This is a genomic window from Enterocloster sp. (assembly GCF_057861365.1).
The window spans coordinates 1-22,706 of record NZ_DBMACH010000013.1; the positions used below are offsets into that span (position 1 = coordinate 1).

Here is a 22,706-nt window from a genome sequence, read left to right on the forward strand (position 1 = left end):
TTCTGAATTTTCTCAAATCCTAAGGTCTAAACCAAACCTTTTGAATTGTTAGAATTTTCAGGGTTTTACATACTGTTTAATCTTCAATTTTCAAGGAACTTCTTTGTTGTTTGACTTTTCGTCCGAAACGGTTATTTATTATAACCGATTGTTTTTCATTTGTCAACAACTTTTTTAAATTTATTTTGACATTTTTTAATGTCGTTTCTTTTGTGTTTCTGTCGTTCCCGACAGCGAAGATTATCTTACCAGATGTATCGCCAAATGTCAACAGTTTTTTTAAGTTTTTTCAAAATTCTTGTAACAGTTCAGCCATGCGAAGCTTCAGGCAGAAAAAAGCGTTGAAAGCTTGCTTTCATAAGAATTTTTCTGCCTGAAGCTTCATAGGACGGACGCCCGATGCTTCTTGTCCGCTGTAAGTGGGCAAGAAGATGCAATGCTGAACTGTTACAAAATTCTTTATCTTCAGATTATCATCCGGATATCCGGATATAAAACCTGCCGTTCCATTATAAATCAGTACAGATATCCTGCATAATCTGCAATGTTTTCGACATATATTTATTTTTATGTCTAATAAAATGAAAATCTCTGATTATATGAATATCCTCTACAGGCACTATAATCAAACTTCCCTCTACTGCTTCTTTTTCAATCATTCGTTTTGAAAATATTGCGATTCCTCTGCCATGTACTACTGCATTTTTTATTGCCTCCGTATTTGTACTGCAGAAAATTCGTTTCAGCCTAATTCCTTTTTGTTCTAAGAACTGCTCATACTGATTCCGCTCTGTACTTCCGCTTTCTCTGCTGACGTAGTTTTGTCCCTCTAACGCCTTTAGAGAAATACTTTCTTTCTTTGCAAACGGATGTGCTTTTCCGCACACAATGACAAGTTCATCTTTACACATGGGAGCCGCTATTAAATTTTCATCTGAAACAACTCCCTCAATCATACCAATATCAATCTGATTCGTTAATAATGCCTGCTCAATTTCCGATGAATTTGTAACCTTCACTTGAAATTCACATTTCGGAAGAACCCTTTCAGCCTTATCTAAAATACGGTTAATAAGACACGTCCCCACAGAAACACTGCAGCCTATTTGTATCTGTGTTTTTTCCACCGCCTGATTCATCACTTCTTCCATTTGTTTATAGGAATCTAAAATATGGCGTGAAAAGGAAAGCAACAGCTCTCCTTCTTTTGTCAGATATAATCTTTGCGAAAGACGTTCAAACAATTTCACGCCATAATGCTGCTCCAGCTCTGCGATAGCCTGACTGATATTCGGCTGAGAAAGATGCAGTGTTTTTGCGGCCTTATTCATCCCGCCTTCATCTACAACTGCAGTGAAAATCATTAAGTGTCGTAAGGTCATAAAAATCCTTTCCTTTTAAACAGCGCCTAATAATACATATATCAACGTACCTATCATACCACTTCCCAGAATAATTGCAATGGCGCTTGTTTTATACCTTCGCAGTATAAATAAGGAACCGGCGAAAATCGAAAATTCTATAAAACGAAAATTATTGAACTCAACATTATAAAGTTCTGCCTGAAAAAGCCCCAGCATTAAGATTGAAGCTCCGGCAGAAGCAATCAGCGCAACTACTGCCGGCCGCATGGAGCCTAACACAACCTGTACCCCGTCTACATTTCTATATTTATAATAAAAATGGGCTAATAGTAAGCAAATACAAAATGATGGAATGATACATCCAATCGTACACAGCAGCACACCCGGAATTCCTGCAATCCGCATACCTACAAAAGTTGCGGAATTGATGGAAATCGGACCCGGAGTCATTTCTGCAACTGTAATAAGATCTGAAAACTCACTTAAGGTCATCAATCCATAAATATTTACAATCTGCTCCTGAATCAACGGAATTGCAGCATAACCGCCTCCCACACTGAATAAACCAACCTGAATAAACGCAATAAACAGTTTAGCCAATAACATTTCTCATTTCTCCCTTTTTGTTTTTTGTTGTTTGAATCATCAGATCAATCAGTCCAATTCCAAGACATGTAAGAATGATAATCATAGCGCTGACATCCAATACATATGTTGCAATAAACGCAATCATCATCATGCCTATATACAGGCTGCGTCTTGTATGGACAACATTTGCCGCTAAGTTGATCACAACATCAAATATGACAGCTGCAACTCCGGCCCTCATGACCTGTAATGCAGTATTGATATATGGATTCGTACGAAATTGCTCATAGAATAAAGAAATAACAGAAATGATGATCATAGGCGGAAGGATGGTTCCTAAAATCGCTGTCAAAGAACCTATAATGCCTGCAATCCGATATCCGATTATGACAGATGCATTTACCGGCAAAGGACCGGGAGCGGATTGTGTAATTGCAGTTACATCTAACATCTCATCTTCTTCTAACCATTTTAATTCTTCAACATATCTTTTCTTCATTAAAGAAACAATAACAAATCCTCCGCCAAAGGTACATGCACTCAATGCAAACATTGACTTAAATAAAACCCACAGCTTACTGTAATCTTTTTTCATTATATTTCCTCCTTTTGTTTGACACTTGGATTGTATCATCGAATTAATTATATGTAAAATACATAGTTTTTATAAAACTTATATATAAAATATATAACTAGGAAATATGCTGTGTTTTTCTGTTCCATTTTAGTTCCGCCCACAAAAAAAGGAGCCGTGAAACCTTTGATTTTTCAGGTTTCACGGCTCCTTTTTATTTTATTCCCACTCGCCGAGTTAAATCCATTTCTAAACTTTTTTGTATAGCAGATTTGATTCGTCGTGGTTTTATTTGATACAGATTATCCTTATCCTAAGGTCTATTCGGACTTTTGCTATCAAAAATCTATCCAAGCCATCCTATCACGGGTTTTGCTTGAGATGCACGATTGGGTGGCTTAGGTGTATTATAGCACGATTCGACGTTTTCTTCAAATTATTTCTTGCCACTTCAGCAGTCACATCTATTCCTCACTGTTGTTTACGACCCAAATCTTTTTGAGTGGGATCAGTTCTTTGATTTCATCATCCATTTGATCGTAGTATCGCAGGAACTCCTCGATAATTTCTTTGTGGGTCCAAAGCCGGATTTCAAAGAACTGTTTAGCCGTCTCATTGATGACCGAAGATTTGAACCCACTCCATGACACTAACAGGCCATATTCGGCACCAAAGTTTTTCATCACGCCGCCCAATTGATCCAAAACAATCCGATCCACTGGCGCGTCTGTGGACTTAACCTGAACACAGATTTTGGGGCTTCCAAAACCAAGTGTGCCCGCTGAAGCCAGAATATCCACACCTTTATCCGGTCCGGCCGGGCTAACGTATGTAGTGAATCCCTTTGCCCGAAGAATGGCATCTACAATTTTTGCTAAACCATGCCCTTTAGTCTTTTGGATTATCAGGTTTGTGATAACCCCCAAGGCTTCATTTTCAATATCTCGTGCTTCTTCATCATCCTGTGGCTCTTGCGGAGTAATTTGGGGCGCTTTCTTTCCCTGCTTCTGGGCATGGATCACTGCTTTTATGCGATCTTCCTGCTTAATACGGCAAATGGTCATAAATGCCCCAAAGGAATATAAGATGTCCTGGTCAAAAGCTGTACGTGGGATATCACAGGCAAACCAGTCAACTTGATGCGCGTGATAATAAGGATTATCGTTATTAGGTAAGAATTCATAATCCCCCGTGATTTTGCCAAAATGAATCACAGGCTTAATCTTGCTGGGTAGGACAACGATCTCTCCCTTTTTCATCTCATGGGCAAACGGCCATACCTGGCTTGCCCAGTTCATCGCTGTTTTTACCTTTACATCTGGGTTATTGTCCACAAAGTATTGCTGTAAGTCCTGCTTGGTGTGGAACTGCATGATTGATTCGGTGAGATTGTCCCAGGTGCAATATACCCTATTATCTTCAAGAAATTTATTTTCAAACTCGCCATATCGTCCGGCGCGACATAACCACATCGGCATTATTTTTCCTCCCTATCGTTCATAGCCAAAATGTTGCGCTACGATCTAAAACTGTTTTGCGTTCTTTCCAATCAGGCATTAGCATGGCCAAAAAACTATAAAAATGCTTTGAATGATTTGGATGGATAAAATGACAGAACTCATGCATTACGACATATTCGATACAGTTTCGGGGGGCTTCCAATAAACGCTTGTTCAGTGTAATAACCCCTTTTTTTGCCAAGCAAGATCCCCACCGTGTCTCCATATCACGAATCCGTAATGTCGGCATAGGCACTCCATATTTTTGGAATACTGGATAGATTTCTGAAATAATCTCTCCAAAAACAGTTCGACATTGCTCATCCAGGTAACGGCTTACCATCTTTTGCTTTTTCCTAAAATCCTCCGTGTCTTTCACACGAAGATGAAGATATATCCCGTCAGAGAAAATGGAATCTTGCACATTTTTCTCCACTTTCAGGCGGACGCCTCTGCCCAGCAGATAAAAAGTCTCTCCGCTGACATATTTCTTAGGTTGAGGGGCATATTGTGCCATCTCACGAAACTTTCTTTGCGCTGAACAGATATAGGCTCCTTTGCTCACTACAAAATCGTCAACTTTTTCAGTAGGGACATCTGAATTAGCCGAAACATAAACCTTACAATCCTTATGAACCCGCAAATTCAGATTTTTCACCGGCTTCTGTTCTAGAAGATAGTGAATCTCGTTATTTTCGTATAAAACAGTTCTTTCCTGTACCATTGCTGTCAAAACCTCCGAAGCGCCACTGTTTTGACATTTTCAATGATTTTATCGATGGTGTCAAAAGACAGTTTTAATCCCCGCTCTTTCTCGTAGTCATAAAAAAGATCATCAATATCCTGCGAGATTCGGTCGTGGATTGTTTTGTTGTTGGTCCAGTCTACCTGACTGTGGTCGGCCACAATTTTTGTAATTTCTTCCGCAATCTCTGCAACAAAATCAGGAGAAACTTCCGCTTCTTTTGCTTCGTCAAACACCGCAGAAAGAACACCGTAAAATGCCTGGGCATGAACATTATTCTTAATGGATTCCGGATAGGTTACACTGCTCTTTCCGGCGTGATAATCTTCCATGATGGTACGCATCTTTGCCAGATATTCCGCCTCGGAGATCACCTTTTCCTTGTACTGATCCAATGCATCCTTAATCCGCTTGGAGAAGCTGTCGTAATAGGAAGGATTCTCTTGATACTTTTCGCTGATGCTGCGGGTCAATTTGCTGGTAATAGCATCTGCCTTCGCTCGAAGAGATCCCAATTCCTCCAATTCCCGTTCAAAGTCATCCTTGTTCAGAATATCGATGGGGTTAGTAATTTGTTTCAGGCCAGCTACTGAAAGGTGTGTATCAAGAAGATTTTGCATCAGCGGCTCATATTCCCGGTTATCAATGGCATCACAGTAACGGATTTTCACGCTGCGGCGCACCCTAGAAAAAAAGATAAAAGTATTTTGATACTGCTTCAATTCATCTTTCGGAACGGCTGCATACGTCTGTTCCGCATTCAGCACTATATTCAACGCTTTGCCAAGAGCACAGAGGAGATTATAAAAGTTCTCTCGCTTCTTGTCGTCAGCAAGAAACACCTCCACTTCTTCGGTGTCGCGTGCATTTTTCAAGTCCGCAAACAATTCTGTCAACCGAGTATAGGCTTCACGGAGGCCAGCCACAGACGACATGACATCCACCACGACACCCTTCAGGTCTCCACTGTCAAAGTTCTCCAGCCCGGCGCCAATGTACAGATCCATAGCGGTATCTAGCTTTTCAATCAGTCCACGGTAGTCCACAATAAGGCCGTAGTCCTTGCCTTCATACAGACGGTTGGTACGGGCAATAGCCTGGAGCAGACCGTGTTCTTTCAACTCTTTGTCGATGTAGAGAACCTGGCAGATGGGGGCGTCAAAACCGGTAAGCAGCTTACTGCACACGATAAGAATATCGATGTCCCCTGCGCAGAACTGGTTCTTCATTGCCTCTTCGTAGGCATCTGCGTCACCGTAGCGGTTCATCATTTTATTCCAGTAGGCAATGACCTTATCGTCGGCACCTTCGTCTATATCGTCTACACTTTCCCGGAGATCAGGTGGTGAAATCACCACGGCACAGTTCAAATCCCCAAATTGCTCAAAACACTCCAGATACCGAATCGCATCCCGCTTGTAGTTAGTAGCCAGCATAGCCTTAAAACCGGTATCTTTGTATCCATCAATGAAGTGCTCATTGATATCCAGAGCGATCCGCTTGATACGGGCATCGGTGGAGGTCAGGCGGCGAATACTGCTCCATTTCCGGGAAAGGTCATCTCGCTGCGCTTCCGTGAGCCGTTTGGTGGTCTGTTTAAACCAGAGGTCGATATTTGCCTCGTCCACATTCTGTTCCACAAAGCGGCCTTCGTAAATGAGCGGCACAATGGCTCCGTCATCCACACCATCCTTGATGGTATATTTATGGATCAGCTTTCCGAACTTCGCCATAGTGTTCTTCTCTTTTTTCATCAAAGGCGTTCCGGTAAATCCAATATAACAGGCATTGGGAAACACCGCCCTCATTTTAGTGGCCAGCAGGCCATAGTTGGAACGATGGCTCTCATCCACCAGCAGAAACACATCCCGCGAAAAATTCTTGTGCTCCATTTTTTCAGCGGTGTTGAACTTATTGATGATTGTAGTGACTACATCCGCCTTGCCGCTATTCAGCAGTTCTACCAGATTCCGTCCACTGGTGGCTCTGGCTGGATTGAGGTGGGTATGAGCAAAGGTGGCGGCGATCTGGCGATCCAATTCCTTACGATCAGTAACAACAACCACTTTCGGATTGCAGGCGGACAGTTCCATTAAGATATACTTTGCCAACATAACCATAGTCAGGCTCTTACCGCTGCCCTGGGTATGCCAGATAACGCCGCTTTGTCGGTTTCCCTTTTTATCCTGCTGTTGAATGGTCTTGATAATCTCTTTGATGGCGAAATACTGCTGATACCGGCAGATTTTCTTTACATTGGCGTCAAATAGCACAAAGTACCGGATCAGTTCCATAACTCGTTCTTTGCTGAACAGAGAAATTAAATTCCGGTCCTGCTCAGTGGGGGTACGGTCAGTCACATGCTGGGCCAGTGTATCTTCCAGAAAAGCGGTGTCTTGTTCTTTCCACACATTCCAAAATTTTTTAGGTGTGCCGGTGGTGGCATACTTCACAGCGTTTTTATTGGTCGCCATCACAATCTGGGCAAACTTGTAGAGCTGAGGAATGTATTCCTTTTGTTGGTTGCGGATGTTCTGCTCCACGGCCTGTTCTACACTGACCTGCGGGGCTTTACACTCAATGACGGCAAAGGGGATACCGTTGATAAACAGCACGATATCCGGTCTGGCATTATGAAGCTTATCCCGACTGTCTACTGCAAACTCCTCAGTAACATAGAACAGGTTGTTCTCCGGATGCTCCCAGTCGATGTATTTCAGGTTGAAACTGAGAGTTTTACCCTCACCTACAGTCTCTGGATAGCTTTTGCCCAGCAACAAAGCATCATATATTTTTTCACTGGAGCGGACCAGGCCATCAGTTAACGGCTCGTCCAGATCTTCCATAGCCCGCTCGATGTTGGCGGCGGAGAACTCGTTTTCCGCGCCGGCAAAGGCATAGCGGTTGAGCCGCCGCAGCTGGCCTCGAAGAATGTCTTTCAGCAACACATGGTATCGGCTGCCTCTCTGCGCCTCGCAGTCCTCCGGTGATATGTAGGTATAGCCCATGGACCGCAGCAGATCAATGGCCGGCTGCTGGCTGATATTCTTTTCTAAGTACACGGATTTGTCCATGGTTTACATCCTTTCATACACATTATATTTTCTGAGGCTTTTCCCATGAAAGCTCCCATGCTCTACTTTTGAATTCTGCCCGTCCGGAAACCCTCCATTTGCGTTGAATAGTATCTTCAAAATACAACGTAAATGACGCATAATCCATTTGATTAACTGATGGTAAATTGATAAAATAATATGCATCAGGAAATTGTGCTGCAGGCGGCAGACGATAAGGCGAAATAACTCGCTCTACGCCATTAAACACATATCTTTCAAGAGATAAAGGTGTGGCGCTAATATTTCGTATTTCTATCTGCGCAGCAATCATTTTAGATGGATCATCTTTATCCATTAAATATCTTGTACGCAAATAAATATCAACACCATCTTGAATTGAAAGCATCCTTCTATTGATTCTATTTTGAATAACACCAATGTAAAGTGCCACTATTAAGGCTCCGCAAGAAAGCAAACTGGAAATAATATCTGCCAATGTCATTGTCATATCAATGCTCATATTTTGACCCTCACAATTCCCGTCAGCAATAGCTGCATCAGAGCTTTTTTCTTTTGTTTTTCCTGTTCTATGTCCTGCCGAAGCAGTTCAATTTCCCGGTCAGCAGCCGAAAGGACTTCGGCAATAGCGGTTTGTTCCTCCAGTGAAGGAAGTAGAATTTTCGAATTAAAAAAATCGTCAATCGCAATATTTAGTAAACCATGGTTTCGAGCCCCTTCCTGAGCAAATGCCTGTATCTCATGGCTCATAAGCCCTGCTTCAAAATACTGCTCCAAATATTCTCCAGAAACACTTCCTTCTTTTATTCGAAAACAAATATAGAGCGGAGATACTATTCCCACTTCATACCGTGTTAACCGCTTAATAGCCCCGAAGGGATAGCCGTTAGAATAGCTCTTATTGTAGGCAAAGTCACCCTTTTCAAGAAGGAAATAGTTGCTCTTGTCATCGCTCGCAACCGCTTTGTTGAAAAATTCAGCCTGATTGATTAGCCCGTACTGTGCAGAAATAGTAAGCACATTGGTATTTCCTATGGTATTTCTTTTTGTATGTCGCATTGCAATGTTGCGGAGGCGATTTGCTTTCCACTCCCCACTAAACCCCGGAAGACGCTTTTTGCCGGTCAGAAGCTGCTGCATGAGATACTTTTTCTGTCGCTGCTTTTCGGCAAGACGCTTTTCTTTCAGCTCAATCACCCTATCTTGGGTGGTAAGGATAGCGGCAATTTTTTTTTGTTCTTCAATAGGAGGCAGTACAATTTTACTTTTCAAAAAGCGCTCCTGTCCCAGTGTTTTGTTTCGCCCTGCTCCTCCAGGAGATGCTGCCTCCAGAATATCGGTTCCCCGCTTTGTCAAAAAATAAGAAATCAGGTAATCGATATCAACTCTATCATTTACAGGACGGTACATCGGAAAACGGTGAGATCCAATCATTCCTACTTCAGATTGTGTGGTCTTTCCGATTGCCTGTTCCCATGCGAAAACAATATTCACTATAAAGCAGTCCGGTTCAATCCAAAAGACGGACTTATTACCTAGCGCTGCACCTGTAACGGGTTCTTTATAAAAGATACCCTTTCCATGAGAACGGATACCAATTTGAGTGTACAATTCGTTAGGCTTAACCTCCACCGGTCTCTCTACACGGCTGAGGCATTCTCCAAGCATGTGCACATCCCAATCAGCAGGGAGAATGCCTGCTTTTGTTTTTTTATATCCATCTGGAACATTTCCTCGCTGGATCTGTTCAATTATATCTCTCGTTCCTAATATCATCTCTGCTCACCATTCTCTTGGTTCAATTTAACAATAGTTTCTGCAATACTGTCTTCTTGCTTCTGATGCTTTCCCTTTCTCATTTTATAAAACCAATCTGGAATAAGAAAACCCACTTCTCGTCTTTCTCGAATCTTATATTGCAAATCAATCAATTCTTGTTTAACAGATACAACGTTATCTCCTGATAACTTATTTTCAATTTGATCGCAAAAACTATTAATTTTTCGCAAAATTGAAATGCTCTCGAAGACATCTTTACAGACGGAATATGTATATTCTGCAAGTGGCGTTAACCATGATAAAATGCATATCAGCTTTATAAAGTCAGGATTAACGATGAACATAGTTATAATCATAGCAACGACTGCAGCCAACAATATGCCAAGCTGAAGGCAGATATAAGATTTATGCAAACCGTAGTCCCATCTTACATTTTCTCGTTGACAATGAAAAATCTGAGCTTCACCTGGCAAAGAGGAGTAATCACTATACCAGTTTTTCATATCAGAGGTATCTTCACCTGAAAATTCACTTATCGCTTCTGCAAGGTCGGTCTTATTCGGTAATTCGCCCCACTCAGACTTAGTTCCTCCTATAGCCGAAGCAAAAAGCGTCACATCAATATACTGTTGTATGGAAGCTGCGTGTTTTTTGTGAGCGGAAATATGTCCATCTGAGTATTTGTTAAACACAACCAATCCTACGGCAAATAAGCTGGATATGGCAGACAGTGTATCACAATCTACAATAGACGCAACGATAGAACAGATCGTGAATATAAGAGTTGCCGTCGACTTTATCCGACTGGCTCTTTTTGCATGAGAATACTCATTTCTTTGAGCTAACTGGCATTTGAGTAAGAATTCTTCATTCTGACAAGTAAAAATACTATTATCCGTATGTCGGGAAGTCGCTTCCAAGAATTTCACCCCACTTTTTAATAGCCTCTTTATGGTTACCAGCCTGTTCTTGTTGCCAAGCTTCACATGCCTTATTGTAATCAGTCCATGCCTTTTGCTGAAGACGCAATTTATCATCTATGCCAAGATTGTTGATATCGCCTTGAATTCCTTTCATATCATATACCGGATTCAAAATATGTCCTGCTATATAACTCAACGCATCTCGAAAACGAAGATCTATGTACTCATTTAGTACTGCTTGAGAATCCGCAAAATTTATAATCATCGTTTCAAGCATATATGACGGCAGTGTTTTGGCGTTCTTTACTTTATTCCATTTTTTGCAAAGGCGAATTAACTCCAACACACGTCCATCTTTACTTTGGTTTGTGCTTGTAACATGCCCTTTGTCTTTATCGGGTGCAGTCTTTTTCCAATTCCCATTTCCGTTTGGAATTAAATAGTATGATCTACCATCGCTTTCTTCTACCGTATGGAAACAAGGTACAATATCAAAAGACCATTCCTTTGATTTAAGATTTAAAATAATCGCTTCGCCGTTTCTACGAATCTCAGAACGCGAATATTCTCTCACTGATTCTAACTTTTTCTTGAATTTATTAGATACCTGGGTACTGTTAAGTGTTCCATCTTCGCATGTGCACTCTTTCTGTGCTGCATTGGTTGTACTTGCAGTTATTCTGACCTCGTCCCATGGGTCATCGGAATAATATGTTGCACCGTTAGCAGCAATACCGATCATCAAATCCACATCATCAAGATCACGGCATTTAGTCTTTCTCGCAAATGAGCCAAAATGTACATTAAAGCTATCACATAAATCAAAGAAGCCGTCCTTGTTATCAAATTCGGCGATATTATCAAACAGGTTGTCTCGACTCGTTCTTGCTTCGGATACAACATCCGGGTCAAGATTGACAATATCCCTCATAAATTCAGCAAATGCATTATTAACGGTTGTAGCCAACTCTCCTACCTCCTTAGATTCCAAGTTCATCCATGTATTTTTTCATTTGTGCTTGTACTTGAGCCAATTCTGCCTCGATATCAGCAATGTTTCGCTGCACCTCATCGATATCCACCAGTTCTTCTTCCTCAAAGGTATCCACATACCGGGGGATATTCAAGTTGAAGTCATTCTCCTTGATCTCGTCGAAGGAGGCCACATAGCTATATTTATCCTCGTTCTGTCGTGCTTGATAGGTATTGACAATGCGTTCAATATCGCTGTCCCGCAGGATATTTTGATTCTTACTCTTTTCAAAGTTCCCGTCCCCAGAGGCGTCGATGAACAGCACATCCCTGTATGTCCGGTTCTTCTTGAATACCAGAATACAGGCAGGGATACCGGTGCCGTAAAACAGGTTAGCAGGGAGGCCAATGACTGCATCCAGCAGATTCATTTCCACCAGCTGACGGCGAATTTTTCCCTCGCTGGCTCCACGGAACAGAACACCATGGGGCAGCACCACTGCCATGCGGCCGTTTTCCGCATCCAAGCTGGAGAGCATGTGCAGCACAAAGGCGTAGTCGCCTTTGGAAGTAGGAGGCACACCCCAATCGAAACGGTGGTATTGATCCAGTTCAGCAGACATTTTCTTCTTTCCCTTGCTGTCCGCTTCGGCCTCTGAGAGGAATCCACTGTCCCACTTATCCAGACTGAACGGCGGATTTGCCACCACAACCTGGAACTTCATCAAATTATCATCCTCAACATTCTGAGGATTGGAGAGGGTATCGCCCTGCCAAATTCTAGCATCATCCACACCGTGCAGGAACATATTCATAGTGCAGAGAGCCCAAGTCTGAGCGTTGAGCTCCTGGCCATAGATAGCCACCTTGCCACTGGGTACTTTTTTATAGGCTTTCAGCAACAAACCTCCGCTACCGCAGGTAGGGTCGTAGATCCGGTCGTTCTCCTTGGGCTGCACCAGAGAGGCCACCAACTCAGAGACCTGGCTTGGGGTGAAGAACTCGCCGCCCTTCTTTCCGGCATCAGAGGCAAACATGGCAATCATGTACTCGTAGGCATCTCCGATGATATCGGCAGAACCTAGCTGACTGGGGCGTAGGTCCAGACTGTTGAAATCCTCTAGCAAGTTACGCAGGGTAGCGTTCTTCTCTTTGGGTTCACCAAAATCCACTTGGGAGTTAAAGTCAATGGCCCGGAATACATTGCGTAGCTTTCCGCTGTTATGTTCCTCAATATGGTTCAGCGCCACATTGATTTTCTGACCGATTTCAGCATCGTTCCGCTTGGCATAGAGATAATCGAATGTGGACTGCTCGTCCATTGCAAATCTCTCACGGCTCATAGCCCGTTCCACCCGACGTATATCGCCGTCATACTGTTTGATGTACTCCTCGCGCCTCTCTTTAGAAACATCGCTGAGGTACTTCACAAACAACATGGAGAGAATATAGTCTTTATAGCGAGAACTGTCGATCTTGCCGCGGAAACTATCACAGGCGTTCCACAAAACCTGCTCAATATCTTTTCTTGTTGTCATCTTTATTTCCCTTTCTTTGCTCTTTTGTACGCCCGATTTAGTACGCCTGTATAATACTTTTCTTTTTCATCTGCCAAAGCCCTAAGTAATTGGCGTTCTCTTTTGGACAACAGATTAAACTGGGAGATTTTGCGCTGATCCTCCACTGAAAGAAGGGCCAATTCAAAGTCAGCTAAAAATCTCGCGTTAACTGCGCCAAGCATATTGCTGGTTGCATTCTCGTAAATTTTTCGTTTTATCTTTTCTGTATTCAGCAACCAAAAAAGATACTCTGGCAATAGGCACTTATCTTCAACTCGAATTACTACAAAATTTGAGGAAATCACCATTCCAGATGTAGTCTCATCAATCAGAACTGCTGTATAGGGAGCTGTAAGACGGACAATGATATCTCCGCTTTGCGATAGGTATTCTTCTTTCAGTGGTTCTTTTGCTTCATAGATATCCGCCTCATTCAATTGAATCGTCCCGTCCTGCTGGACACACCGCAGATTAATCAAAGGATATCGATACTCACTTGACTCTTTGGCCTGTTTTCTTGACAAGACTAGGCCGCTGCGAACACTCGCAAGGTCATGCAATTTCATTCTTTCACCTCGTTTGTCATGGTCTATAAATAACAAGTTTATTTTAAAAAAATTTCTCTCTCGAGTTACTCTCATTATATGCTAACCAGTCGAATTTGTCAACAATAAAAATTGTCATGGTCACAAAATAACAATTCCCTGATGTGCTTGACTTCTGTCGTTCACATAGCTGACGCTTTTTAGGTAGTTGGCGATGTCGCCATCCAAAATCAGCTCCGCATTGGCCAGCGGATCATTATAGATCAGTCAGTCCAATTCTGACCGCTGGTACATGCTGTTTGCCACCTCATTTTCCACAGCGACGCAGTCAATGGAAAGCATCGTCCCGTCCTCCATGTACATCTCCACGCAGGCAGTGTCCGGGTTGAACTCACAGGACAAAATCTTTCTCATAGTCGTTGCCTCCTAATGCTTAAATTTCGGTTAGTTTTTCGCAACGGCACAAGGCCCGTTTCGTTAATTTTAGAATCTGGCAAGCAATGCGTGTGGCTATCCACACACAAATCCGGCAAGCAATGCGAGTGTTAATACACACTCACATTTCCTGCCGTCTGCTTGTTGAGGGCAGCGCCCCCAAGCCCCTTGAACACAGAATTTCATTCTGTGGCTGCGCGTTCTGCGAACGCTTTGAAAGGGTACGCCAAAGCACCTTCCCTTTAAGATGCCCAGGAACAAATCGTTCCCCCCCCTTATTGCCTGATGGCTGCCGTAAAACACAGTAGCCATCGCTTGATGTGTAGGCAAAATGCCTACCTATCGTTCTCTTTTACTCCGCATCCTGTGTTCTGCTTTTTTGCATGGTGTGTCGTGAAACGCGACATACTATGGTGATTTTGGGGTACCCTAAAATGGGGTACCTTTTGGGATAATGGGGTGGCAAAACACCACCTCATCAGAGATGCTTTTTAGCGGAATTTCTTTGCCCAAACTGCCGTCAGCCATTCTTTTTGCCTGAAAAAAACAGGAGCGTGCCACGCTCCTGTCCTTACAAATATAGAGAAAACTTTTGTGCTAATCTCATCGGTGAAATTAGTCCAAACGGAAACTTATCTCACCACCGAAAATCTGGGAATACTCCACGCTTATCCAGGTATGCCTGCCGGGCCTGCTCCCGTTCTTCTGCGGTGGGCGCAGTCTTATATTTTGCATACAGTTCATGCCGCACCATCGCATCCAACTTTTGCTCCAACCCCTGATGAATTTCCTCGGCATAATCATTGTCACAGGCCAGATGATACTCCACCAAAGCTACAAAAAGGTCATAGGTAATTTGTACACTTTTCATATTCATTTCCTTTCCGCGACGGTTGCGACGATAGCGACGGTGTTTTTGACGGTATCATTTTCATCGTCGCGACCGTCGCTATCGTCGCGCCCCTTATTCTTCGGTTACTTCACAGGCGGTTGATTCCATCAGCATATAGGTCAATTTCACTTGCCGACCGGAGTGTTTGGCCTTATTTTCATAGCCAACATGATATTCCTCCAGCAGCCTGCCTGCCTTGACATTCAGGTGCTTAGTGAGGGCGTTGGAGGCCATTCCCGTTTGGAGAGCTTCAGCCAGTTCGGATGGAGAGCCGATCCACTCCCGGCACTCGGCGGAAACCAACTTTGCAACCGCATCCAGCACTGGGTCCGGCGGTTCTTTATACAGCTCGTTTTCCATGCGTTCCAGATTCCAGATCTGGGTCTGCGGGTCCTTTTTCAAGTAAAGGATCTGATCCGGCTGATCCCGCCCCACCACCTTGATGGTGGCGTCCAACTCCGTGCGTTTTTTCTTCTGCATCAGCAGCGAACCATCCGCACAGCCCAGCAGCCCAGTGGTGCCGGAAATCGTCTCAAAGGAATCGTCTGCCTGCTGCTTTCGGGTGTGATGGACGGTCAGAACACAGATACCGTGCTGATCAGCAAATTGCTTGATTCTGCCGATGATTTCATAGTCGCTGGCATAACTGTACGCTTCACCGCCTACCTCACGGATCTTCTGCATAGTGTCAATGATGATGAGATTGGTGTCCGGGTGCTCCTGCACGAAATTCTTCAGCTGTTCATCCAACCCATTCCCAATCTTTCCGGCGGCGGTGGCGAAGTGGAGGTTGGGGGTATCGTTCACACCGTACATCATAAACATCCGGCTTTGAATACGCTGAAAATCATCTTCCAGCGCAAGGTAAAGTACCGTCCCCTGATGGACTTTATATCCCCACAAATCCTGCCCGGTACTGACATGGTAGGCAATCTGAGCCACCAGGAAGGACTTGCCGATTTTGGGCGCTCCGGCAAGGATATATGCCCCTGCGTAAAGCAGGCCTTCCACCACCGGAGGCCTACTCTTATAGGTGGTTTGGAACAGCTCTGTCATTGTGAGTGTATGCAGGTATCGGGGGTCTGTCATGCGCTGCATCCTGCGATACATTTCTTCCAGACTGTCCTGGGAGTTTACAATTTCATCGTTGCTTTTTTGCCCGGAAGTGGGTATACTATTTTCGTAAGTTTTGGAGATTGACTGCCCATCATCTGCGCCAACAGATGAGCCCTGGGCGGTCATTTTCTTTTTTTCATCGATCATAGGCGAATTCCTCCTGCATCCCGTTCATAATGGTTGTGAGCATTTGGATCGTGTCAAGCAGCTCGTCTCTTACGCTTTGCCCGGCTTCAATCCGGCGCAGTTCGTCCAGCACGGCAGACAACTGATCCCGCAGGGCTTTGTAAACCTTGGGATTTCCCTGCACCACCACATCTCGTTCCAATAGCCGCCGGATAATGTAATCCTGCTTGGTCAGGCCGGTGAGTTTCACCAGGGTTTCCAGTTGGAGATCCTCTTCCGCCGATACTCGAAAAGCCACCGTCTTGTTTCTCCAGCGGTTGTGGTTGCCATAGTTCTTCTTGGACATCTTCTTACACCCCCTTCTCATTTTTCAGTGAATCCAACTTGTCAGCCATCTCCACCTGTCGGGTGGGGAATAGATGGGCATAGCGGTAGGTGATGTCGATACTCTCATGCCCCACACGCTCTGCAATAGCCAGGGCAGTAAAGCCCATGTCGATCAACAAACTGATGTGGCTGTGCCTCAAATCGTGTATGCGAATCCTTTTCACCCCAGTTTGCTTACAGCCACGGTCCATTTCCCGGTGGAGATAGCTTTTGCTGATGGGGAACATCCGGCTGTCCGGCTCCACTCCATAGAACTGCTTGAGGTAGTCCTGCAACTCATCACAGAGGAACTGCGGCATCTGGATCACGCGGTTACTCTTGGGTGTTTTGGGGGTAGTGACCACATCCTGCTTATTGAGCCGCTGGTAAGACTTATTGATGGTGACAGTGCGCTTTTCAAAGTCAAAATCTGCCGGGGTCAGGGCCAGCAGCTCTCCCTCACGGACACCGCACCAGTACAATACCTCGAAGGCGTAGAAGGACAACGGCTTGTCCATCATGGCCTCAGAAAAGCGGGTGTACTCCTCTCGGGTCCAGAACAGCATCTCCTTTCGTTCCTCCGCTCCCATGTTTCCTGCCTGCCGGGCTGGGTTGATATTCAGACCGTAAAATCGGGCAGCATGGTTGAAAATGGCGCTAAGCTGATTGTGAACTGTCTTCAGGTAGGTTTTAGACAGTGGTTTACCGTGGCAGTCCCGCAACTCTCGGATTTCATTTTGCCAACGGATAATGTCCTTTGCCGTGATCTCCGAGAGTTTTCGATTCGCAAAATAGGGGAGGATCTTTTTCTTGATGATACTCTCCTTGGTGAGCCAGGTATTGAGTTTCAGTTTGGGTTTAATGTCCTTCTCATAGAGAGCAACAAAACTCTCAAAGGTCATGTTCACATCAGCCTGTTTTTCCATCAGGAACTCCCGTTCCCATTCCAGCGCTTCTCGCTTAGTGGCAAAGCCGCGCTTGAGCTTCTGCTGGCGTTCACCCTTCCAATCGGTGTAGCGGAATTGAACATACCAGGTGCCATTGTCCTTGTTTTTGAACGCTGCCATAATTATTTCTCCTTCCTTTCTGTCTCAGATCTTGTACCATAGAATTTCTCGTGGAAAAACTTTCGGTCAATTCGCCCGGCAATGGTGATGCAGCCGGTTTTAGCCAGTTCTTCATTCATCTGTCGAATGATCCTATAGGCAAAGGGGATGGAGATCCCCAACTCCTCCGCCACTTCGTTGACACGCATAAAAATCTGATTTGCCATAGTAAATACCTTCCTTTCTTTGTTGATCGTTTCTGCCTGCTAATTTTGCTTTTCATAAAGACCTCCTTACTCTCTACTGCCACTTTTTTCTCAGTTGTATAACTAAAAAGCTGGCGTAATATTTTTTGCGCTTCGTTATCCAAGCTTATTTGCTTAGTGCTCTTATGATACTATACATATAAGTTTAGTTCAAGTGTTTTGAAAGAAATATTATTAAATAAATTTGCTTAGACTACCTTGACAAAACTAAACAAATATGCTATGTTTCGAATACGAACAATCATAGACTGGAGTTGATGATATGGCGATTGGTGAACGAATTCACTTTTTCCGTCTCCTGCGGGGGATGACACAGAAATATCTCGGCATGTCACTGGGCTTCCCGGAGAAGTCTGCTGATGTGCGCCTTGCACAGTACGAAACAGGATCAAGAACCCCTAAGGCAGACCTGACCGCTGCCTTAGCTGAGGTGCTGGATGTCTCGCCCCATGCGCTCTCTGTCCCGGACATAGACTCCTATGTAGGGCTGATGCACACGCTGTTTACCCTGGAGGACAACTACGGGCTGAAGGTCACGGAGCAGGACGGTGAGCTTTCCTTGCAGGTGGATTTTCGCAAAAACAAGGACGCTGCCCAGCTGCACGAGATGCTCTGGACCTGGCGGGAACAGGCCGCCAAGTTGGAGGCCGGAGAGATCTCTCAGGAGGAGTACGACAGCTGGCGCTACCACTACCCGGAGTACGACAGCAGCCAGATCCGCGCCAAGGTGCCGCCGGAGGGGCCAATCTAATCCTCTCACTTGTAGGCCACGGGAAAGGCCGGTTGTTGCACAAAATCAGATAATTCAGATAAATGAGAGCAAAATAAAAAAGGTCTAACTGATCAACAAAAATCAGTTAGACCTTTTACTTATGAATAAAAAGATGAGGATTTTTAGGCTACTCGCAAGCCACCCGATTTTTCTTTTCAAACTCAATAAATCGGGATTTGACGAGTGCTATCAATCTGCTATCAAATGGGGAATTTGAAAATCAAAAACCCAGTGTTTATGCGCCTTTTCGGGCCCTCACATCCACTTTTTGCTTATTCCCACTCAATCGTAGCCGTAGGCTTCGGGCTCAAATCATAGCAGACACGGTTTACATTTTTCACTTCTTTCAAAATGCGGTCTGTAATCTTTAAGAGTACCGGCCACTCCAGCTGCTCGATGGTGGCGCTCATGGCGTCTATGGTGTTGACAGCACGGATGATCACAGGATACTCGAAGCTTCTTGCATTGTCGCGGACTCCGACAGACTTGAAATCCGGCACTACGGTAAAGTACTGCCATACCTTCTTGTCCAGTCCGGCATTGTGGAATTCTTCACGTAAAATAGCGTCGGATTCTCGGACAGCCTCCAGACGTTCTCTTGTAATTGCTCCCAGACAGCGTACACCCAGACCAGGACCCGGGAATGGCTGACGGAACACCATCTCATCAGGAAGTCCCAGCTCCAGACCACACTGACGAACCTCGTCCTTAAAAAGCTGGCGCAGAGGCTCAACCAGCTTAAACTGCAGATCCTCCGGGAGTCCTCCTACGTTGTGGTGGGACTTTACAACCTTGGCAGTCTTGGTTCCGCTCTCTACGATATCCGGGTAAATGGTTCCCTGACCCAGAAATTCGATTCCCTCCAGCTTTCTTGCTTCTTCCTCAAAAATACGGATAAACTCGGCGCCGATGATCTTTCTCTTCTGTTCCGGATCGGCTACGCCCTCCAGCTTTGTGAGATAACGCTCTGTCGCATCTACATAGATCAGGTTTGCATCCATCTGATTTTTAAATACCTCGATCACACTCTCTGACTCGCCTTTTCTCATCAGGCCGTGATTTACATGCACGCAGACAAGCTGCTTGCCGATAGCTCTGATCAAAAGAGCTGCCACAACAGAACTGTCAACACCGCCTGAAAGAGCTAAAAGAACCTTCTTGTCACCTACCTGACGGCGGATCAATTCAATCTGATCCTCTACGAAGTTCTTCATATTCCAATTTGCCTCTGCATGACAGGTATCAAACACAAAGGCCCTCAGGTGAGGAAGAGCTTCTTCCCAGGTGCCATAAGCTTCCTGACACTTTGCAGGCTCATGGTCAATGGACATAACCGGATAACCGGCGCTGTAGATTTCCTCATTTACATCAATGCGTACGCCGTCTACGATATGGTTTGGTCCTCCGTAGATCACAACACCTTTTACATTTGGAAGTGCCTTTAACTCTTCTGCCGTAATGTCATGGGGATAAATCTCGCTGTATACACCCATGGCACGAATTTCTCTGGCAAGCACAGTATTCTCTGTACTTCCCAGATCCAAAATGACAATCATGTCCTGTTTCATAAATCTTCCTCCTGTGTCATCACATGATTTAAAATTTCTATAACTACAGCATACAGGATTCCATGCTGTTATACAAGTAAAACTTTGACGAAATACGCAAATAATGCTTCTCTGTTTTTCACAAGATTCCTGCTACAGGCTGCAGTCTAAGGTAAACCAGAACTCTACGCCTTCCTCTGCATTTCTGACCCCGCAGGCCTTATGGTGGGAATCCATAATGGCTTTCACAATGGAAAGGCCAATGCCGCTCCCTCCATATTCTCTGGTATGGGCTTTATCAACCTTATAAAATTTTGTCCAGAGCTTATCCAGATCCTCCTCTGGAATGTGGTTTCCTGTATTAAAGACAAAGACAGTCACTTCATTTTCATGCTTTTCCAAACGGATTTTTATCTTTCGTTTTCCATTCAAATGATTCATGGCATTATTCAGATAATTGGTTATGACTTCTTCAATCTTAAATTCATCCGCCCATACCATCACCGGCCCTGAAGGCTCAAACTCCACCTCTGCCTCTTTTTGCTGAAGCAGAATGGATGCGGAGGAAAGCACTCCATGAATCAGCCCTGTAAGGTCAAACTGCTCGATGACGGGCTTGTCATTTCCAAACTCCAGGGCGGTCAGGGTAAGAAGCTGCTTTACCATCTTGTTCATTTTCCCGGCCTCATCCATGATCACCTCGCAGTAATAATCACGACTCTCCGGGTCCTCTGCCATGCCTTCTGTAAGGCCCTCCGCATATCCCTGAATCAATGCAATAGGCGTCTTAAGCTCATGGGATACATTGGCAATAAAATCCCTGCGTGCCTCGTCAATCCGTATCTTTTCCTCAATGTCCTGCTGAAGCTCATTATTGGCTGTTTTTAAAGCCCCTATGGTTTCCTTCAGCTTTTCCGAAAGGGTATTCATACTCCGGCCCAGCACACCGATCTCATCCTGAGAATCCGCCGTATATCTGGCATCAAAATCCAGCTCGGACATCCGTTCAGATAAGGCTGCAAGGGACAAAATAGGCGAAGTAATCCTTTTTCCCGCAAAATACATAAATACGGCTCCCAGCACAAGGGCTGCGCTTCCCACATAGATCATAAAACGATTCGACAGGGCCACACTCTCATGGATACTGGCAATAGGCATGGACATAATAAAAATGGTTCTGTTGTCATCAAAAAAGCCCCAGTTCTGCAGATAATATCCATTGTTATGTTTATCATATCTTTTTTCTATTTTATAATTTTCCTCAGAAATAATGGCTTCTGTATCCGGCATTGATCTGCCTAAAATATACTGACGGACCAGATCGGATAAAAGCCTGTTATCCCAGAATGTGGGAAAGGTACGGTCATTTAAGCTGTCAATCAGCACCACCGTTGTATTGTACTGTTCATTCATAACACGCAGCATCCGGCTTACCTCGGTCTGTTCTCCGTCCTTGGAATAGAAACTTGGCAGGTCATCAATAATATTTCTCCCTTCCAGCGCCTGCTCTACCGCACAGTCATTGAGCTGTTCATAGGCATCCTGAAGGATTTTCACCTTATCATTGATATAGTACTGCTCCAGAAAAAAGCTGTTGATCACCCAGATTGCAAGCAGGACGGCTGCCAGCATCCCGATAAACAGCGTCGTAAAACGAAAACGGATGGAACGCTTCATTGTCCGCTCACCTCAAATTTATATCCCATTCCCCAGATGGTCTTGATATAATCGCCTTTATCGCCCATCTTGCTGCGAAGCTTTTTCACATGGGTATCAATGGTTCTGGCATCACCAAAATAGTCATAATTCCACACATTATTTAAAATCTTCTCTCTGGAAAGAGCAATTCCCTGATTTTCTACAAAATAGGAAAGAAGCTCAAACTCCTTAAAGCTTAACTCCACCTCTTTGCCGTCTATCGTTACTTGATGGGCCGCCTTATCAATCAGAATACCTCCAACGCTCAAAGCATCTCCTCCGGAGGCATTGGATCTGCGCAGAATCGCCTCCACGCGGGCCACCAGGATTTTAGGACTGAATGGCTTTGAAATGTATTCGTCCACGCCCAGAGAAAAGCCCTGAAGCTCATCCCGTTCCTCGCTTCTGGCTGTGAGCATGATAACCGGAACCTGGGAATATTTGCGTATGGTCTTTAATACCTCCCAGCCGTCCATTTTCGGCATCATTACATCTAAAAGCACCAAAGCAATATCCTTCTGGGCAAAAAATTTATCAACGGCCTCTTCCCCGTCTCCTGCTTCTTCCACATAAAACCCCTTGTTCGCAAGAAAGTCTTTTACAAGCTTGCGCATTCTGGCCTCGTCATCTACTACCAGTATTTTTAATCCGTTCATGGCCGGCTCCTCCTGTTTCCATATCTGATGATGATACCATTTTAGCAGAAAAAACAGGGCATTTCTACGTTTTCACATAAGTTTCACAGGTTCAGACAGCCATTTTCCTCATCACCATAACAAAAAAGACTGTCCGGCCGTTTTGTTCAGCCAGGACAGTCTTT

General features: G+C 44.4%; 21 protein-coding genes and 1 pseudogene. 1 reads left to right on the plus strand and 21 read right to left on the minus strand.

Annotated features, from left to right (window positions below):
- Positions 1-509: 509 nt before the first annotated feature.
- The 18 genes and pseudogenes from ACZM6M_RS12945 to ACZM6M_RS13030 all read right to left on the minus strand — a co-directional run bounded on the left by ACZM6M_RS12945 (position 510) and on the right by ACZM6M_RS13030 (position 17,830).
- Positions 510-1,382, minus strand: a complete 873-nt coding sequence (locus tag ACZM6M_RS12945; RefSeq protein WP_066543995.1) for a LysR family transcriptional regulator — start codon at positions 1,380-1,382, stop codon at positions 510-512.
- A gap of 15 nt (positions 1,383-1,397) precedes the next feature.
- A complete protein-coding gene (locus ACZM6M_RS12950; RefSeq protein ID WP_337433667.1) occupies positions 1,398-1,970 on the minus strand; it encodes a chromate transporter in 573 nt (190 codons plus the stop codon).
- A complete protein-coding gene (locus tag ACZM6M_RS12955) occupies positions 1,957-2,547 on the minus strand; it encodes a chromate transporter (protein WP_066543991.1) in 591 nt (196 codons plus the stop codon). Before ACZM6M_RS12955 ends, ACZM6M_RS12950 begins: the two co-directional genes overlap by 14 nt.
- Before the next feature lie 443 nt (positions 2,548-2,990).
- A complete protein-coding gene (locus ACZM6M_RS12960; RefSeq protein ID WP_340277879.1) occupies positions 2,991-4,004 on the minus strand; it encodes a restriction endonuclease in 1,014 nt (337 codons plus the stop codon).
- A 19-nt stretch (positions 4,005-4,023) separates the two neighbouring features.
- Complete coding sequence (locus ACZM6M_RS12965) at positions 4,024-4,749, minus strand: M48 family metallopeptidase (RefSeq protein WP_489490464.1); 726 nt, start codon at positions 4,747-4,749, stop codon at positions 4,024-4,026.
- A 5-nt stretch (positions 4,750-4,754) separates the two neighbouring features.
- The gene (locus ACZM6M_RS12970) at positions 4,755-7,844 is read right to left on the minus strand and encodes a type I restriction endonuclease subunit R (protein WP_489490465.1); all 3,090 of its coding nucleotides are present in this window, start codon (positions 7,842-7,844) and stop codon (positions 4,755-4,757) included.
- 22 nt (positions 7,845-7,866) lie between these two features.
- On the minus strand, positions 7,867-8,346 hold the full coding sequence (locus tag ACZM6M_RS12975; RefSeq protein WP_489490466.1) for a hypothetical protein: 480 nt from the start codon (positions 8,344-8,346) through the stop codon (positions 7,867-7,869).
- Positions 8,343-9,620 (minus strand): restriction endonuclease subunit S, encoded by a 1,278-nt coding sequence (locus tag ACZM6M_RS12980; RefSeq protein WP_489490467.1) that lies wholly within the window; start codon positions 9,618-9,620, stop codon positions 8,343-8,345. Before ACZM6M_RS12980 ends, ACZM6M_RS12975 begins: the two co-directional genes overlap by 4 nt.
- Positions 9,617-10,543 (minus strand): S-4TM family putative pore-forming effector, encoded by a 927-nt coding sequence (locus ACZM6M_RS12985; protein ID WP_489490468.1) that lies wholly within the window; start codon positions 10,541-10,543, stop codon positions 9,617-9,619. Before ACZM6M_RS12985 ends, ACZM6M_RS12980 begins: the two co-directional genes overlap by 4 nt.
- On the minus strand, positions 10,515-11,513 hold the full coding sequence (locus tag ACZM6M_RS12990; RefSeq protein ID WP_489490469.1) for an SMODS domain-containing nucleotidyltransferase: 999 nt from the start codon (positions 11,511-11,513) through the stop codon (positions 10,515-10,517). Before ACZM6M_RS12990 ends, ACZM6M_RS12985 begins: the two co-directional genes overlap by 29 nt.
- A 13-nt stretch (positions 11,514-11,526) precedes the next feature.
- Positions 11,527-13,056: a type I restriction-modification system subunit M gene (locus ACZM6M_RS12995; RefSeq protein WP_489490470.1), complete on the minus strand. Its 1,530-nt coding sequence runs from the start codon at positions 13,054-13,056 to the stop codon at positions 11,527-11,529.
- A 2-nt stretch (positions 13,057-13,058) separates the two neighbouring features.
- Complete coding sequence (locus ACZM6M_RS13000; RefSeq protein ID WP_489490471.1) at positions 13,059-13,643, minus strand: restriction endonuclease subunit S; 585 nt, start codon at positions 13,641-13,643, stop codon at positions 13,059-13,061.
- Between the two features lie 120 nt (positions 13,644-13,763).
- Positions 13,764-14,036 (minus strand): annotated as a pseudogene (locus ACZM6M_RS13005) (DUF6061 family protein).
- Between the two features lie 658 nt (positions 14,037-14,694).
- The gene (locus tag ACZM6M_RS13010) at positions 14,695-14,928 is read right to left on the minus strand and encodes a complexin-2 (protein ID WP_489490472.1); all 234 of its coding nucleotides are present in this window, start codon (positions 14,926-14,928) and stop codon (positions 14,695-14,697) included.
- A 93-nt stretch (positions 14,929-15,021) separates the two neighbouring features.
- Complete coding sequence (locus tag ACZM6M_RS13015) at positions 15,022-16,212, minus strand: AAA family ATPase (RefSeq protein ID WP_489490473.1); 1,191 nt, start codon at positions 16,210-16,212, stop codon at positions 15,022-15,024.
- Entirely contained in the window at positions 16,202-16,537 is a 336-nt protein-coding gene (locus tag ACZM6M_RS13020) for a plasmid mobilization protein (RefSeq protein WP_489490474.1), read from the minus strand. Before ACZM6M_RS13020 ends, ACZM6M_RS13015 begins: the two co-directional genes overlap by 11 nt.
- 4 nt (positions 16,538-16,541) lie before the next feature.
- The gene (locus tag ACZM6M_RS13025; RefSeq protein ID WP_489490475.1) at positions 16,542-17,624 is read right to left on the minus strand and encodes a site-specific integrase; all 1,083 of its coding nucleotides are present in this window, start codon (positions 17,622-17,624) and stop codon (positions 16,542-16,544) included.
- 2 nt (positions 17,625-17,626) lie between these two features.
- Positions 17,627-17,830: a hypothetical protein gene (locus ACZM6M_RS13030; protein ID WP_002566189.1), complete on the minus strand. Its 204-nt coding sequence runs from the start codon at positions 17,828-17,830 to the stop codon at positions 17,627-17,629.
- A 301-nt stretch (positions 17,831-18,131) separates the two neighbouring features.
- On the opposite strand from ACZM6M_RS13030, the gene ACZM6M_RS13035 reads away from it, so the two are divergent.
- Complete coding sequence (locus tag ACZM6M_RS13035) at positions 18,132-18,620, plus strand: helix-turn-helix domain-containing protein (protein ID WP_489490476.1); 489 nt, start codon at positions 18,132-18,134, stop codon at positions 18,618-18,620.
- 293 nt (positions 18,621-18,913) lie between these two features.
- On the opposite strand, the gene guaA is transcribed toward ACZM6M_RS13035, so the two are convergent.
- The 3 genes from guaA to ACZM6M_RS13050 form a co-directional block, all read right to left on the minus strand.
- Positions 18,914-20,209 (minus strand): glutamine-hydrolyzing GMP synthase, encoded by a 1,296-nt coding sequence (gene guaA / locus ACZM6M_RS13040; protein ID WP_317438686.1) that lies wholly within the window; start codon positions 20,207-20,209, stop codon positions 18,914-18,916.
- Positions 20,210-20,341: 132 nt separating this feature from the next.
- Positions 20,342-21,865, minus strand: coding sequence for a sensor histidine kinase (locus ACZM6M_RS13045; RefSeq protein WP_066543970.1), 1,524 nt, complete (start codon positions 21,863-21,865; stop codon positions 20,342-20,344).
- A complete protein-coding gene (locus tag ACZM6M_RS13050) occupies positions 21,862-22,542 on the minus strand; it encodes a response regulator transcription factor (RefSeq protein ID WP_066543969.1) in 681 nt (226 codons plus the stop codon). Before ACZM6M_RS13050 ends, ACZM6M_RS13045 begins: the two co-directional genes overlap by 4 nt.
- Positions 22,543-22,706 lie beyond the last annotated feature (164 nt).

Bases quoted from the DNA above. Each gene is read 5' to 3' on its own strand.
- ACZM6M_RS12945 (WP_066543995.1), bottom strand. From the start codon at position 1,382: ATGACCTTACGACACTTAATGATTTTCACTGCAGTTGTAGATGAAGGC.
- ACZM6M_RS12950 (WP_337433667.1), bottom strand. From the start codon at position 1,970: ATGTTATTGGCTAAACTGTTTATTGCGTTTATTCAGGTTGGTTTATTC.
- ACZM6M_RS12955 (WP_066543991.1), bottom strand. From the start codon at position 2,547: ATGAAAAAAGATTACAGTAAGCTGTGGGTTTTATTTAAGTCAATGTTT.
- ACZM6M_RS12960 (WP_340277879.1), bottom strand. From the start codon at position 4,004: ATGCCGATGTGGTTATGTCGCGCCGGACGATATGGCGAGTTTGAAAAT.
- ACZM6M_RS12965 (WP_489490464.1), bottom strand. From the start codon at position 4,749: ATGGTACAGGAAAGAACTGTTTTATACGAAAATAACGAGATTCACTAT.
- ACZM6M_RS12970 (WP_489490465.1), bottom strand. From the start codon at position 7,844: ATGGACAAATCCGTGTACTTAGAAAAGAATATCAGCCAGCAGCCGGCC.
- ACZM6M_RS12975 (WP_489490466.1), bottom strand. From the start codon at position 8,346: ATGAGCATTGATATGACAATGACATTGGCAGATATTATTTCCAGTTTG.
- ACZM6M_RS12980 (WP_489490467.1), bottom strand. From the start codon at position 9,620: ATGATATTAGGAACGAGAGATATAATTGAACAGATCCAGCGAGGAAAT.
- ACZM6M_RS12995 (WP_489490470.1), bottom strand. From the start codon at position 13,056: ATGACAACAAGAAAAGATATTGAGCAGGTTTTGTGGAACGCCTGTGAT.
- ACZM6M_RS13000 (WP_489490471.1), bottom strand. From the start codon at position 13,643: ATGAAATTGCATGACCTTGCGAGTGTTCGCAGCGGCCTAGTCTTGTCA.
- ACZM6M_RS13010 (WP_489490472.1), bottom strand. From the start codon at position 14,928: ATGAAAAGTGTACAAATTACCTATGACCTTTTTGTAGCTTTGGTGGAG.
- ACZM6M_RS13015 (WP_489490473.1), bottom strand. From the start codon at position 16,212: ATGATCGATGAAAAAAAGAAAATGACCGCCCAGGGCTCATCTGTTGGC.
- ACZM6M_RS13020 (WP_489490474.1), bottom strand. From the start codon at position 16,537: ATGTCCAAGAAGAACTATGGCAACCACAACCGCTGGAGAAACAAGACG.
- ACZM6M_RS13025 (WP_489490475.1), bottom strand. From the start codon at position 17,624: ATGGCAGCGTTCAAAAACAAGGACAATGGCACCTGGTATGTTCAATTC.
- ACZM6M_RS13030 (WP_002566189.1), bottom strand. From the start codon at position 17,830: ATGGCAAATCAGATTTTTATGCGTGTCAACGAAGTGGCGGAGGAGTTG.
- ACZM6M_RS13035 (WP_489490476.1), top strand. From the start codon at position 18,132: ATGGCGATTGGTGAACGAATTCACTTTTTCCGTCTCCTGCGGGGGATG.
- guaA (WP_317438686.1), bottom strand. From the start codon at position 20,209: ATGAAACAGGACATGATTGTCATTTTGGATCTGGGAAGTACAGAGAAT.
- ACZM6M_RS13045 (WP_066543970.1), bottom strand. From the start codon at position 21,865: ATGAAGCGTTCCATCCGTTTTCGTTTTACGACGCTGTTTATCGGGATG.
- ACZM6M_RS13050 (WP_066543969.1), bottom strand. From the start codon at position 22,542: ATGAACGGATTAAAAATACTGGTAGTAGATGACGAGGCCAGAATGCGC.